Annotated in this window: 12 protein-coding genes and 1 tRNA gene; 12 read left to right on the plus strand and 1 reads right to left on the minus strand. The window is 42.0% G+C overall.

Annotated features, from left to right (window positions below; genetic code table 11):
- From tuf to ACO6UW_RS02065, 12 genes are all read left to right on the plus strand, one after another.
- On the plus strand, window positions 1–1,179 hold a 1,179-nt coding region (gene tuf / locus ACO6UW_RS02010), incomplete at its 5' end, for an elongation factor Tu (protein ID WP_017399900.1).
- 60 nt (window positions 1,180–1,239) lie between these two features.
- Window positions 1,240–1,315, plus strand: a tRNA-Trp gene (locus ACO6UW_RS02015).
- Window positions 1,316–1,390: 75 nt separating this feature from the next.
- Window positions 1,391–1,831, plus strand: coding sequence for a preprotein translocase subunit SecE (gene secE / locus ACO6UW_RS02020; protein ID WP_284108791.1), 441 nt, complete (start codon window positions 1,391–1,393; stop codon window positions 1,829–1,831).
- A gap of 7 nt (window positions 1,832–1,838) precedes the next feature.
- Window positions 1,839–2,372, plus strand: a complete 534-nt coding sequence (gene nusG, locus ACO6UW_RS02025) for a transcription termination/antitermination protein NusG (protein ID WP_002115092.1) — start codon at window positions 1,839–1,841, stop codon at window positions 2,370–2,372.
- Window positions 2,373–2,481: 109 nt separating this feature from the next.
- Entirely contained in the window at window positions 2,482–2,910 is a 429-nt protein-coding gene (rplK, locus tag ACO6UW_RS02030; RefSeq protein WP_001074682.1) for a 50S ribosomal protein L11, read from the plus strand.
- A 3-nt stretch (window positions 2,911–2,913) separates the two neighbouring features.
- Window positions 2,914–3,609: a 50S ribosomal protein L1 gene (gene rplA, locus ACO6UW_RS02035; RefSeq protein WP_005065788.1), complete on the plus strand. Its 696-nt coding sequence runs from the start codon at window positions 2,914–2,916 to the stop codon at window positions 3,607–3,609.
- Between the two features lie 310 nt (window positions 3,610–3,919).
- Complete coding sequence (gene rplJ / locus ACO6UW_RS02040; RefSeq protein WP_002115099.1) at window positions 3,920–4,426, plus strand: 50S ribosomal protein L10; 507 nt, start codon at window positions 3,920–3,922, stop codon at window positions 4,424–4,426.
- A 42-nt stretch (window positions 4,427–4,468) separates the two neighbouring features.
- A complete protein-coding gene (gene rplL / locus ACO6UW_RS02045; RefSeq protein ID WP_001229360.1) occupies window positions 4,469–4,840 on the plus strand; it encodes a 50S ribosomal protein L7/L12 in 372 nt (123 codons plus the stop codon).
- A 303-nt stretch (window positions 4,841–5,143) separates the two neighbouring features.
- Complete coding sequence (gene rpoB, locus ACO6UW_RS02050) at window positions 5,144–9,232, plus strand: DNA-directed RNA polymerase subunit beta (RefSeq protein ID WP_002114857.1); 4,089 nt, start codon at window positions 5,144–5,146, stop codon at window positions 9,230–9,232.
- 86 nt (window positions 9,233–9,318) lie between these two features.
- Window positions 9,319–13,512, plus strand: coding sequence for a DNA-directed RNA polymerase subunit beta' (rpoC, locus tag ACO6UW_RS02055; RefSeq protein WP_002114988.1), 4,194 nt, complete (start codon window positions 9,319–9,321; stop codon window positions 13,510–13,512).
- A gap of 180 nt (window positions 13,513–13,692) precedes the next feature.
- A complete protein-coding gene (locus tag ACO6UW_RS02060; RefSeq protein ID WP_005065793.1) occupies window positions 13,693–14,058 on the plus strand; it encodes a hypothetical protein in 366 nt (121 codons plus the stop codon).
- 206 nt (window positions 14,059–14,264) lie between these two features.
- The gene (locus ACO6UW_RS02065; protein ID WP_002115127.1) at window positions 14,265–14,621 is read left to right on the plus strand and encodes a hypothetical protein; all 357 of its coding nucleotides are present in this window, start codon (window positions 14,265–14,267) and stop codon (window positions 14,619–14,621) included.
- A 42-nt stretch (window positions 14,622–14,663) separates the two neighbouring features.
- Here the strand turns inward: ACO6UW_RS02065 and ACO6UW_RS02070 are convergent, their stop codons facing one another.
- Entirely contained in the window at window positions 14,664–15,149 is a 486-nt protein-coding gene (locus ACO6UW_RS02070) for a DUF4442 domain-containing protein (RefSeq protein ID WP_348891798.1), read from the minus strand.
- Between the last annotated feature and the right edge of the window lie 20 nt (window positions 15,150–15,169).

Genomic DNA, 15,169 nt, shown 5'->3' on the forward strand with positions numbered 1-15,169 from the left:
AAGTTTGAACGTAATAAGCCACACGTAAACGTGGGCACAATCGGTCACGTTGACCATGGTAAAACAACTTTAACTGCTGCGATTGCAACTATCTGTGCAAAAACTTACGGCGGTGAAGCGAAAGATTACTCACAAATCGACTCAGCACCTGAAGAAAAAGCACGTGGTATTACAATTAATACTTCACACGTAGAATACGATTCTCCAATTCGTCACTACGCGCACGTTGACTGCCCGGGCCACGCCGATTACGTTAAAAACATGATTACTGGTGCTGCTCAGATGGACGGCGCGATCCTTGTGTGTGCTGCGACTGACGGTCCAATGCCACAAACTCGTGAACACATCCTTCTTTCTCGTCAGGTTGGTGTACCTTACATCATCGTATTCTTGAACAAGTGTGACCTTGTTGATGATGAAGAATTACTTGAATTAGTAGAAATGGAAGTTCGTGAACTTCTTTCTACTTATGACTTCCCTGGTGATGACACTCCAGTTATCCGTGGTTCTGCGCTTAAAGCGTTGGAAGGCGATGCTGGTCAATATGGTGAGTCTTCAGTTCTTGCTCTTGTTGAAGCGCTTGACTCTTACATCCCAGAACCAGAACGTGCTATCGACAAAGCGTTCTTAATGCCAATCGAAGACGTATTCTCAATTTCTGGTCGTGGTACTGTAGTAACAGGCCGTGTAGAAGCTGGTATCGTTAAAGTTGGTGAAGAAGTAGAGATCGTTGGTATTAAAGATACAGTTAAAACAACTGTAACTGGCGTAGAAATGTTCCGTAAACTTCTTGACGAAGGCCGTGCAGGTGAGAACTGTGGTATCTTACTTCGTGGTACTAAGCGTGAAGACGTACAACGTGGTCAAGTACTTGCTAAACCAGGTACAATCAAGCCGCACACTAAATTCGACGCAGAAGTATACGTACTTTCTAAAGAAGAAGGTGGTCGTCACACTCCATTCTTAAATGGTTACCGTCCACAGTTCTACTTCCGTACAACTGACGTAACTGGTGCAATCCAATTACAAGACGGCGTTGAAATGGTTATGCCAGGCGACAACGTTGAAATGTCAGTAGAATTAATCCACCCAATCGCAATGGACCCAGGTCTACGTTTTGCGATCCGTGAAGGTGGTCGTACTGTAGGTGCTGGTGTTGTTGCGAAAGTAACTGCATAAGCATATTATAGTGACGGATTACGTCTCAGGTTGAGGGCTTTGGCTCTCAACTTGCATTATAGGTCAGTAGTTCAATTGGTAGAGCGTCGGTCTCCAAAACCGAATGTTGGGGGTTCGAGTCCCTCCTGACCTGCCATATTTTGAAATAAAAAGCTTGATGCTGGCTTAGTTGTTCATATAATAAGTCGCGAGTTCTACGACGAGTACAAAAATGTCGAATGATAAATCGCGTGACGCATTGAGCGACGCGCCAATTCCTCAAAGAAATAATTCTGCTGAAGTTGTTCGTTCTGGTTCGCCTTTAGATATTGTTCTATGGGTGATAGCAATAGCATTGTTGCTTTTAGCTACCATGGTGAATCAGCATTTGCCAGCGTATTGGGCACCTGCAAATAATGTTTGGGTGCGCGTTGGGGCAATTTTTGCTTGTATCGTTGTGGCTTTAGGTTTATTATACGCCACCCATCAAGGTAAAGGCTTCGTTCACTTGCTAAAAGATGCACGAGTCGAATTGCGTCGAGTAACTTGGCCAACAAAACAAGAAACAGTCACTACATCGTGGCAGGTTCTATTGGTTGTAGTTGTCGCATCATTGGTTTTATGGTGCTTTGACTATGGTTTGGGTTGGTTAATTAAGTTGATTATCGGGTAAAAGAGCTATGAAACGTTGGTACATTATTCATGCCTACTCTGGCTATGAAAAACAAGTGATGCGTTCACTTACAGAACGAATCCAGCGTAGCGCTGTTGCCGATAGCTTTGGTGATGTCCTTGTTCCTACCGAAGAAGTGGTAGAAATGAAGGATGGTAAGAAACGTAAATCTGAGCGTAAATTCTTTCCTGGCTATGTGTTAGTCGAAATGGAAATGAATGATGATACTTGGCATATCGTTAAAGAATGTCCAAAGGTTCTAGGTTTTATCGGTGGTACACCTGAAAAACCAGCACCAATCACTCAACGTGAAGCAGATGCGATTCTTGCGCGTGTACGTAATACTGGTGAAGCGCCACGTCCTAAAACGATGTTTGAGCCAGGTGAAGAATTACTTGTTATTGACGGTCCATTCACAGACTTTAAAGGTGTGGTGGAAGAAGTTCAATACGATAAGTCACGTTTAACGTTGACGATTAATGTATTTAATCGACCAACTCAGGTTGAACTCGAGTTTCGCCAAGTCGAAAAAACGATTTAATCTCAATTGGTTGAAAAGCGCCCGATTTTATCGGGCATTGTTGTTGTAACAGTAGTGTTGCGTAAAGATTGGGGAGCCTAGCGGCGTTTGTACCCAGAGGTATTTTAAAATGGCTAAGAAGATTGACGGCTATATCAAGCTGCAAGTTCCAGCTGGTAAAGCAAATCCATCTCCACCAATTGGTCCTGCGTTAGGTCAACGTGGTGTAAACATCATGGCATTCTGTAAAGAATTCAATGCTGCTACACAAAAAGTTGAACCAGGTCTTCCAATTCCTGTAGTGATTACTGTGTACAACGACAAGTCGTTCACATTTATCATGAAAACTCCTCCAGCTTCTATTCTTCTTAAGAAAGCTGCTGGTATTCAAAAGGGTTCATCTGTACCAAACAAAACTAAAGTTGGTAAGTTGACTCGTGCTCAGTTAGAAGAAATTGCGACTACTAAAGAACCAGATTTAACTGGTGCTGATTTAGACGCACGTGTTCGTACCATCGCTGGTTCTGCACGTTCTATGGGCTTGGAAGTGGAGCTATAAGACATGGCAAAGTTAACTAAACGTCAAAAAGCCATTGCTGCTGCTGTTGAAGCAAACAAAGTTTACACTTTGGAAGAAGCAGTACAAGTTCTTAACAGCCTACCTGCTGCAAAGTTCAAAGAATCTTTGGATGTAGCTGTAAATCTTGGTGTAGACCCACGTAAATCTGACCAGGTTGTTCGTGGCGCAACTACATTACCTGCAGGTACTGGTAAAACTGTACGTGTAGCTGTATTTGCTCAAGGCGCGCAAGCAGAAGCTGCTAAAGAAGCTGGTGCTGATGTTGTAGGTTTTGATGACCTTGCTGAAAGCATCCAAGGTGGAAACCTTGACTTTGATGTTGTAATCGCTGCTCCTGACGCTATGCGTGTTGTTGGTAAGCTCGGTACAATTCTTGGTCCACGTGGTTTAATGCCAAACCCTAAAGTTGGTACTGTAACTCCTGACGTAGCGAATGCTGTTAAAAACGCTAAATCTGGTCAGGCTCGTTACCGTGTAGATAAAGCGGGTATTATCCATGCTGCGATCGGTCAATTAGGCTTTGATGCTGCTGCTATCCGTCAAAACGTTGAAACTTTAGTTGCTGACTTGAAAAAGTTAAAACCTGCAACTTCTAAAGGTGTATACATCAAAAAGATCACTTTGAGCTCAACTATGGGTCCTGGTCTTACTGTTGATGTAAACAACGTTTCTAACTAAGTCTAGACTTAGTAAAGAATTTTAAAGTCCTGATTGGGGACAGAACTTAAATAGAAATATTTTCTATTTGGTTGGGTGGAGCAAAGCTCTATCCCTTACCCGTCAGGCGGACTTTGAATTGATAAATGAGAATTTATCAGCGTCAAAGACCTCAGGCGAAGAGATGTCATTTTCGAATAGCACTTTTCTTAATAAACCAGCCTGCGTAGACGCGGTGGTGTGATTTGTTCCTCCTCCGCGTGTAAGTCGAAAGGCTTACGAATTGGGAGTGTGCCCATTGGGTACATAAATCACCTTAGGAGGTTTTACAATGGCTCTTCTTATTGAAGACAAAAAACAGATCGTTGCGGAAGTAAGTGAAGTTGCTTCTAAGGCGTTTGCAGCCGTTGTTGCTGACTACCAAGGCTTAAGCGTAGAGCAATTAACAACACTTCGTGTTGAAGCTCGTAAGTTAGGTGTTTCTACACGTATTGTACGTAACACTTTGGCTAAGCGCGCACTTCAAGATACTCAATTCAATATCTTGAATGACAACCTTGTTGGTCCAACAATTCTAGGTTTTTCAACTTCTGAAGATGACATGGGTGCAGCTGCACGTTTGTTCGAAGATTTTGCTAAAACTAACAAAGCATTTGAGTTAAAAGCTGCTGCATTTGACGGCAAAGTTTATCAAGGTGCTGACGTTAGCGTAATTGCAAACCTTCCGAACCAAGAGAAAGCTCTTACTATGCTTGCCTCTGTCCTTCAAGCTCCTATTTCGAAATTGGGTCGCCTTATTACAGCGCTCAAAGAGAAAAACGAGTCAGAAGCTGCTTAATCAATTTTAAACACCATTCAATATCCATTTGGAGTTATTCTCATGGCTTTAACTAACGAAGAAATCTTAAACGCAGTTGCTGAAAAAACTGTTCTTGAACTTGTTGAATTAATTTCTGCTTTCGAAGAGAAATTCAACGTTTCAGCTGCAGCTGTTGCTGTTGCTGCTCCAGCTGGTGGCGCTGCTGCTGCTGCTGAAGAACAATCTGAATTCAACGTTGAGTTGACTTCTTTCGGTGCTAACAAAGTAGCTGTAATTAAAGCAGTTCGTGAAGCAACTGGCCTTGGTCTTAAAGAAGCTAAAGACCTAGTTGAAGGTGCTCCTCAAGTTCTTAAAGAAGGCGTTTCTAAAGAAGAAGGCGAAGAACTTAAGAAGAAACTTGAAGAAGCTGGTGCTACAGTTACACTTAAGTAATTGTAAAAGGAGTCGGTTTTTAAATCGGCTCCATAAAATGGCTGATGGCTCTTGGGTCATCAGCCTTTTTGCGTTACAATAATCGGCTCGATTTTTGTTAGTTTTGTTTGTTTTTTAGAAAATTCAAATAAAACAAGTAATTTCAAATGTTTACCAATATTTTTCTTTTTTAAAAATATTGTTAAGCGTTTTTATACCACTAAAAATTGCAGCATTTGTAAACAGTGGTGGCCATATCGGCCTGCGTAATTCCTTCTGAGCCCGTTCTGCAGGCGGGCTTGGTTTACTTTCCGAGGACTCCAGATGGCATACTCATATACCGAAAAGAAACGGATCCGTAAGAATTTTGGTAAATTGCCCCAAGTAATGGATGCACCGTACTTACTATCGATTCAGGTCGATTCGTACAGAACATTCTTGCAAGATGGCAAAACTCCAAAAAACCGCGAAGATATCGGTCTCCAAGCCGCATTTCGTTCAGTTTTTCCTATCGAAAGTTATTCTGGCAATGCTGCTTTAGAATTTGTTGAGTATAGCCTTGGTAAACCTGAGTTCGATGTACGCGAATGTATTCTTCGTGGTTCGACTTATGCGGCACCAATGCGCGTTAAAATTCGTTTGATTATTAAAGATCGCGAAACTAAATCAATTAAAGACGTACGAGAACAAGAAGTCTATATGGGTGAAATTCCACTCATGACTGAAAACGGTACATTCGTCATTAATGGTACTGAGCGTGTAATCGTATCTCAATTACATCGTTCACCAGGCGTTTTCTTTGATCACGACAAAGGTAAAACCCACTCAAGTGGTAAAGTGTTGTATTCAGCACGTATCATTCCTTACCGTGGTTCATGGTTAGACTTCGAATTTGATGCAAAAGACTTAGTTTACGTACGTATTGACCGTCGTCGTAAATTACTTGCTACTGTTGTGTTACGTGCACTAGGTTATAACAACGAACAAATCTTGAATTTGTTCTATGAAAAAGTACCTGTGTATCTTGACATGGGCAGTTACCAGATTGACCTAGTACCTGAACGTTTACGTGGGGAAATGGCTCAATTTGATATTGCTGACAATGACGGTAAAGTTATTGTTGAGCAAGGTAAACGTATTAATGCTCGTCATGTACGTCAAATGGAAGCTGCTGGTTTAACAAAACTTTCAGTTCCTGATGAATACTTATATGAGCGTATCACTGCTGAAAATATTACTTTGCGTGATGGTGAAGTAATTGCTGCGAATACTTTGTTAAGCCATGAAGTTATGGTGAAACTAGCAGAAGGTGGTGTTAAACAGTTCAATATCTTGTTTACGAACGATATTGACCGTGGTTCGTTTGTTGCTGACACATTACGTGCAGATACAACAGCTGGCCGTGAAGAAGCATTAGTTGAAATTTATAAAGTAATGCGTCCAGGCGAGCCGCCAACAAAAGAAGCTGCTGAAAACTTATTCAATAACTTATTCTTCTCTTCTGAGCGTTATGACTTATCTCCAGTAGGTCGTATGAAGTTCAACCGTCGTTTAGGTCGTCCATATGAAGTTGGTACTGACCAGAAGTCACGTGAAGTAGAAGGTATTTTATCGCACGAAGATATCATTGATGTATTACGTACATTAGTTGAAATCCGTAACGGTAAAGGTGAAGTCGACGATATCGATCACTTGGGTAACCGTCGTGTACGTTCTGTTGGTGAAATGACTGAAAACCAATTCCGTGTTGGTTTGGTACGTGTTGAACGTGCTGTTAAAGAACGTTTAAGCCAAGCAGAAACAGATAACTTGTCTCCACAAGATCTAATTAACGCTAAACCAGTTGCAGCTGCAATCAAAGAATTCTTTGGTTCAAGCCAATTATCTCAGTTCATGGACCAAAACAACCCATTATCTGAGATTACGCATAAACGTCGTGTATCAGCGCTTGGGCCTGGTGGTTTAACACGTGAACGCGCGGGCTTTGAAGTCCGTGACGTACATCAAACTCACTATGGTCGTGTATGTCCAATTGAAACGCCTGAAGGTCCAAACATTGGTTTGATCAACTCGCTTTCAGTATATGCAAAAGCAAATGACTTCGGTTTCTTGGAAACACCTTACCGTAAAGTGGTAGATGGTCGAGTAACTGATGCAGTTGAATATCTTTCTGCGATTGAAGAAGTAGGTACTGTTATTGCACAGGCCGATTCTGCAGTAGATAAAGATGGCAACTTAACAGAAGAATTTGTTTCTGTTCGTCATCAAGGTGAATTCGTACGTATGCCACCAGAAAAAGTGACGCATATGGACGTTTCTGCTCAGCAAGTTGTATCTGTTGCTGCATCACTTATTCCATTCCTTGAACACGATGACGCGAACCGTGCGCTTATGGGTTCAAACATGCAACGTCAGGCAGTTCCTACTCTACGTGCGGATAAACCGCTTGTAGGTACAGGTATGGAAGCGAACGTTGCACGTGACTCAGGTGTGTGTGTGATCGCAAACCGTGGTGGTGCAATTGAATACGTAGATGCTTCTCGTATCGTTATTCGTGTAAACGAAGATGAAATGATTGCTGGTGAGGCGGGTGTAGATATCTACAACCTCATTAAATATACGCGTTCTAACCAAAACACTTGTATCAACCAAAATATTATCGTGAATTTGGGCGACAAAGTTGCTCGCGGTGATATCTTGGCAGACGGTCCGTCTACAGATATGGGTGAGCTTGCGCTTGGTCAAAACATGCGCGTTGCGTTCATGACTTGGAATGGTTACAACTATGAAGACTCGATCTTATTATCTGAGCGCGTACTTCAAGAAGACCGTTTAACTTCTATTCATATTCAAGAATTATCTTGTGTAGCGCGTGATACTAAGTTAGGTGCAGAAGAAATTACTGCCGATATTCCTAACGTTGGTGAAGCTGCACTTTCTAAACTTGATGAATCAGGTATCGTTTATATCGGTGCTGAAGTTACAGCAGGTGACATTCTTGTTGGTAAAGTAACGCCTAAAGGTGAAACTCAGTTAACTCCTGAAGAAAAATTGCTTCGTGCAATCTTTGGTGAGAAAGCAGCTGACGTTAAAGATTCATCTTTACGTGTTCCATCTGGTACAAAAGGTACAGTTATCGATGTTCAAGTCTTCACTCGTGATGGCTTAGAGAAAGATGACCGTGCATTGGCGATCGAAAAAGCACAACTTGATGCTTACCGTAAAGACTTAAAAGAAGAATACAAGATCTTTGAAGAAGCAGCTCGTGAGCGTGTAATTCGTTTGCTTAAAGGCCAAGAGTCTAATGGCGGTGGTTCAACTAAACGTGGTGACAAACTCGTTGAAGAAGTGTTATCTGGTTTAGAGCTTGTTGATTTACTTGAAATTCAACCGGCAGATGAAGCAATCGCTGAGCGTTTAACTCAAATTCAAGTGTTCTTAAAAGAAAAGAGCGCAGAAATTGACGAGAAATTCGCTGAGAAGAAACGTAAGCTTGCAACAGGTGATGAATTAACAACTGGCGTATTGAAAGTTGTTAAAGTTTACTTAGCTGTTAAACGTCGTATTCAGCCTGGTGATAAGATGGCTGGTCGTCACGGTAACAAGGGTGTTGTATCTAACATCTTACCTGTTGAAGACATGCCACACGATGCTAACGGTGTACCAGTAGATATCGTATTGAACCCGTTGGGCGTACCATCTCGTATGAACGTGGGGCAGATTCTTGAGACTCACTTAGGTATGGCGGCTAAAGGGCTTGGTGATAAAATCGAGAAAATGTTGAAAGAACAGCGTACAGTTTTAGAACTGCGTGAATTCTTAGACAAGATTTATAACAAAGTCGGTGGTGAGCAAGAAGATCTTGATAGCTTAACTGATGCTGAAGTCTTGGCACTTTCAGGCAACTTACGTGCAGGTGTACCTTTAGCTACTCCTGTATTCGATGGTGCTGAAGAAAGCCAAATTAAAGACTTGCTTGAGTTAGCTGGTATCTCTCGTACAGGTCAAACAGTATTGTTTGATGGCCGTACTGGTGAACAGTTTGATCGTCCTGTAACTGTAGGTTACATGTACATGCTCAAATTGAACCACTTGGTTGATGACAAGATGCATGCGCGTTCAACTGGCTCTTACTCTCTTGTTACACAGCAACCGCTTGGTGGTAAAGCACAATTCGGTGGTCAGCGTTTCGGTGAGATGGAGGTCTGGGCACTCGAAGCTTACGGCGCAGCATATACTCTCCAAGAGATGTTAACTGTTAAGTCGGATGACGTTGAAGGTCGTACACGCATCTATAAGAATATTGTAGATGGTAACCATTATATGGATCCGGGTATGCCTGAATCGTTCAACGTATTGACCAAAGAGATCCGTTCTTTAGGTATCAACATTGAACTGAAAAATGGTGATTAAGTCGTAAGACTCACGATTTTTTAGGTAAAAACAATATTTGTGACCCAGTCGGGTAAGCGTTGCTTCCCGACACACGGAGAAAAAAATTGAAAGACTTGCTCGATATCATGCGTAAGAAAACGGACTCAGATGGTCATGCACCAATTGAGTTTGACCGTATCCGTATTGGTCTTGCGTCACCAGAAATGATTAAGTCATGGTCTCATGGTGAAGTTAAAAAACCTGAGACAATTAACTACCGTACTTTTAAACCTGAACGTGACGGTTTGTTCTGTGCCAAAATTTTTGGTCCAGTAAAAGATTACGAATGCTTGTGTGGTAAATACAAGCGTATGAAATACAAAGGCGTCATTTGTGAAAAATGTGGCGTTGAAGTAACTACAGCGAAAGTTCGTCGTGAACGTATGGGTCACATTGAACTTGCTTCTCCAGTTGCACATATCTGGTTCTTAAAATCGTTACCGAGCCGTATCGGTTTATTATTAGATATGACACTTCGTGATATCGAACGTGTATTGTATTTCGAATCATACGTTGTAACTGACCCAGGTATGACTCCGTTTGAAAAGTATCAACTTTTAACAGACGAAGAATACTTCAATGCACTTGAAGAACACGGTGATGAATTCACTGCGAAAATGGGTGCAGAAGCGGTTCAGGACTTGTTGAAAGATATCGATCTTGAAGCTGAAATCGCACGTTTACGTGAAGAAATTCCTCAAACAACTTCTGAAACGAAGTTGAAAAAAGCGTCTAAACGCTTGAAATTGATGGAAGCATTCAAAGATTCAAACAACAAGCCAGAATGGATGGTGATGAATGTACTTCCGGTACTTCCACCTGATTTACGTCCATTAGTTCCACTTGAAGGTGGTCGTTTCGCGACTTCTGACTTGAACGATTTATACCGTCGTGTCATTAACCGTAACAACCGTTTGAAGCGTCTTCTTGACCTTGCTGCTCCAGATATCATCGTACGTAACGAAAAACGTATGTTACAAGAGTCTGTAGATGCATTGCTTGATAACGGTCGTCGTGGTCGTGCAATTACTGGTTCTAACAAGCGTCCATTAAAATCTTTGGCAGATATGATCAAAGGTAAACAAGGTCGTTTCCGTCAGAACTTATTAGGTAAGCGTGTTGACTATTCTGGTCGTTCGGTAATTACTGTAGGTCCTACTTTACGTCTTCACCAATGTGGTCTTCCGAAGAAAATGGCACTTGAATTATTCAAGCCATTCATTTTCGCGAAACTACAAGCTTCAGGTCAGGCAACTACCATTAAAGCTGCGAAGAAAATGGTTGAGCGTGAGACTCCGGAAGTTTGGGACGTTCTTGCTTCTGTAATTCGTCAACACCCAGTAATGTTGAACCGTGCGCCAACACTTCACCGTTTAGGTCTTCAAGCATTTGAACCTATTCTTATTGAAGGTAAGGCAATCCGTCTTCACCCACTCGTTTGTGCTGCGTTTAACGCCGACTTCGATGGTGACCAAATGGCGGTACACGTTCCATTGACACTTGAAGCACAGTTAGAAGCTCGTGCATTGATGATGTCAACAAACAACATCTTGTCACCAGCAAACGGTGAGCCAATCATTGTTCCTTCTCAGGACGTTGTCTTGGGTCTTTACTACATCACACGTGATGCTGTAAATGCCAAAGGTGAAGGCATGGTGTTCGCGGATACTCATGAAGTAAACCGTGCACTTGCTACTGGTCAGGTTGCGATCCATGCGCGTGTTAAAGTACGTGTACACCAAACTGTTATCAATGAAAATGGTGAACGTGAACACCAAACTATTATTGTTGATACAACACCTGGTCGTTGTTTGCTTTGGGAAATTGTTCCACAAGGCTTAAGCTTTGACATGATCAACCTTGAGATGACTAAAAAGAACATCTCTAAATTGATCAACTCTTGCTACCGTAAACTTGGTTTGAAAGATACAGTTATCTTTGCTGACCAATTAATGTACTTGGGCTTCCGTCAAGCGACTCGTTCAGGTGTATCTGTAGGTATGGAAGACATGCTCATTCCACCTACTAAGCACACAATTATTGATAAAGCAGAAACAGAAGTTCGTGAAATCGAACAACAGTTCGAACAAGGTTTCGTAACTGCTGGTGAGCGTTATAACAAAGTTGTCGATATCTGGGCACGTACAAACGACCAAGTTGCTAAAGCAATGATGGATAACTTGTCTTATACACTTGTTAAAAACAAACAAGGTGAAGACGAGAAACAAAAATCATTCAACAGCATCTATATGATGTCTGACTCTGGTGCCCGTGGTAGTGCGGCACAGATTCGTCAGCTTGCTGGTATGCGTGGTTTGATGGCAAAACCGGATGGCTCAATTATTGAGACTCCGATTAAAGCGAACTTCCGTGAAGGTTTAACAGTACTTCAGTACTTTATTTCAACACACGGTGCGCGTAAAGGTTTGGCCGATACAGCATTGAAAACTGCGAACTCTGGTTACTTGACTCGTCGTCTTGTAGACGTAGCGCAAGACTTGGTAATTACTGAACCTGACTGTGGTACAGCGGGTGGTTTAGTAATGACTCCATTCATTCAGGGTGGTGATGTCATCGAGCCATTACGTGACCGCGTATTAGGTCGTGTAACTGCTGAAGACGTACGTCGTGCATCTGATGATGAAGTTGTATTACCTCGCGGTACGTTAATTGACGAGAAAATCGCAGCTCAGCTTGAAGAAGCTGGTGTCGATGAAGTTAAAGTACGCTCAGTAATCGCATGTGAATCAACATTCGGTGTATGTGCTCGTTGTTATGGACGTGACCTTGCACGTGGTCACTTGGTGAACCCAGGTGAATCAGTTGGTGTAATGGCTGCACAGTCAATCGGTGAGCCAGGTACACAGTTAACGATGCGTACGTTCCACGTTGGTGGTGCTGCGAGCCGAACTTCTGCTGCGAACAGTGTTCAAGTACGTAACAAAGGTACTGTACGTTTCCATAACGTGAAAACTGTACAACATGCAAAAGGTCACTTGGTTTCAGTTTCACGTTCAGGTGAAATTGGTATTGCCGATGATTTAGGTCGTGAGCGCGAGCGTTATAAACTTCCTTACGGTGCAAGCATCTTGTTGAAAGATGGTGAAGCTGTAGAAGCTGGCGGTATCGTAGCGACTTGGGATCCGCATACACATCCATTGGTAACAGAAGTTGCTGGTAAAGCGCGTTTCAGCCAAATCGCTGATGGCGTAACTGCAACATCGAAAACTGATGATGCAACTGGTATGACTACTGTTGAAATCTTGCCTGTAACAGCTCGTCCTGCTTCTGGTAAAGATTTACGTCCTGCAATCGTGTTGGATACAACAGATGGTGGCGAACAGTTCTACTTCTTGCCACAAAATACAATCGTAACTGTCCGTGATGGCGAAACGATTGGTGTGGGTGACGTTATTGGTCGTGTACCACAAGAAACATCACGTACTCGTGATATTACCGGTGGTCTTCCGCGTGTAGCTGACTTGTTCGAAGCGCGTAAGCCAAAAGAGCATGCAATTCTTGCTGAAGTATCAGGTGTTGTAAGCTTTGGTAAAGAGACTAAGGGTAAAAACCGTTTGGTAATTACTCCTGATGATGGTTCTGAGATTTACGAAGAATTGATTCCAAAATGGCGTCAAATCAACGTATTCGAAGGCGAGCATGTGAACCGTGGTGAGACTATTTCTGATGGTCCACAAAACCCACATGATATCTTGCGTTTGAAAGGTGAAGTTGCATTAACTAACTACATCGTGAACGAAGTTCAAGACGTTTACCGTCTCCAAGGTGTAAAAATCAACGATAAGCACATTGAAGTTATCGTACGTCAAATGTTGCGTAAAGTTGATATCACTGATGGCGGCGATACAAGCTTCATTAAAGGCGAGCAAGTGGATTACATCCGCGTTGTTCAAGAGAACCAAGCTGTCTTGGCTCAGAACAAGTTCCCTGCGAAGTTTGAACGTCAATTGATGGGTATTACGAAAGCATCGCTTTCTACTGACTCGTTCATCTCTGCTGCATCGTTCCAGGAAACAACTCGTGTGTTAACTGAAGCGGCTGTAACAGGTAAAGAAGATGATTTACGTGGCTTGAAAGAAAACGTTGTAGTAGGTCGTTTGATTCCAGCAGGTACTGGTCTTGCGTACCACTTAGAGCGTCGTCGTCAAGAAGCAGAAGCTGCAGAGCATGAGCTTCATAATGACTTCAGCGAAGTAGACCAAGCATTTAGCCAAGCATTAAACTCTGAACAATTCTAAGTTTAGACTGGCACTAAAAAAGGCACCTTAGGGTGCCTTTTTTATTTATATTTATTTATAACAATTTTAAATTGTAATTACATAAACATATTAAAGAGCCATTATTTTATTACTTAAGCGGGATAAATACTCCACAAAAACACACTAGGCTACCTGCTTATGAAGACTGGAGTAAATCTAATGAAAAAAATGATGATGATTGTTAGTGTTGGCCTGATGTCTACAACTTTGTTTGTTGGTTGTCAGAATGCAAGCCCAGAAAGTCAACGTATTGGTTCAGCTGCTATTGGTGGTGGTGCAGGTGGTGCAGTAGGAAAACACGTGGGCGGTAATATAGGTGCAGGTCTAGGAGCGGCACTCGGTGCAGGTGTTGCGGCTAATGCAAAAGGGTCTAGCAGTAAAACCGTACGTAATAGTGCAATTGGTGCTGGTGTCGGCGCTGTATTAGGTGGAGCAATTATTGGTGGTGACGCTGGTGCTGCTACAGGTGGAGCATTGGGTGGTAGTGCCGGTGCAGCCTATGAAGAGAAGAAAGGGAAGTACTAAAAGTATCCTTAATAATTGTTAAACTATAGAAGTCTTTATGTGATTAAAGACTTCTTTTTTATAATTAAAATTTTGCTTAATAAATATAAAAGCCAGAGCTTTACAAAATATCAATCGATTAGGACAGACGGATAACACAATCTGATCAAATTCCTCATAAAAGGGGATTATTCTTTTCTCTAGAACAGATCATTGTGAGAACGGTCATGAAAAAAACAATTGGATTAGTTTCTGCTTTAATGTTGTCTACACTTATGTTCACAGGCTGCCAAAATATGAGCCCATCTGACCAACGTATTGGTGCAGCAGCAGCAGGTGGAGCACTTGGTGGTGGTTTAGGTAACCATGTAGGTGGAGGTATTGGTGCAGGCTTAGGCGCAGCGGTAGGTGCAGGCGTAGGTTCTAATACCCAAGGCGGCAGTAAACAGACAACGACTAAGAGTGCGATTGGTGCTGGTATCGGTTCAGTCGTAGGTAAAGCACTGATTGGTGGTGACTCTGGTGCTGCAATTGGCGGTGCAATCGGTGGTGGTGCTGGTGCAGCGATTGAAGAGAAAAGATAAAAAATTAACAAATAAAAAAATAAGCGCTTTTAGCGCTTATTTTTATTGAGGAAAAGGTTTTGCTTTTTTACGTCTGATATAAAGCGTTTTCTGAACCTCTGCAATTCTTACCCCAGATTCATCAAAAATGTTTAGATGATAAGTTCTTAAAACAGGTTCATAGTTCTCGGCAAGTTCACGAATTTGTTCTATTTCAGCTAAATCAACTCGAATATCTGCATATACTGTACTGCGTCCTGGGGAAAGAAAATTAATTTCAGCTGCTTTATCCCAAACAATATACTTTGATCCGAGATGATGCATAAGAATCATCATATAAAATGGGTCAACCATTGAATAAAGGCTTCCACCAAAATGTGTACCGACTAAATTTTGGTTTTTCCAAGTCAGCGGCATCTTTACCCGCACATGGCAAAGTTCTAAATTCATGATTTCAATATAAATCCCCGCCCCACGATAAGGGGGGTAGTGATTAAATAGAAATTTTGAAATCGTAGGATTGTTCTGAAGTCTTCTTAAAATACCCATAATAGTCAATTTTTTTTATT

Source organism: Acinetobacter sp. JADD-222 (assembly GCF_049310645.1).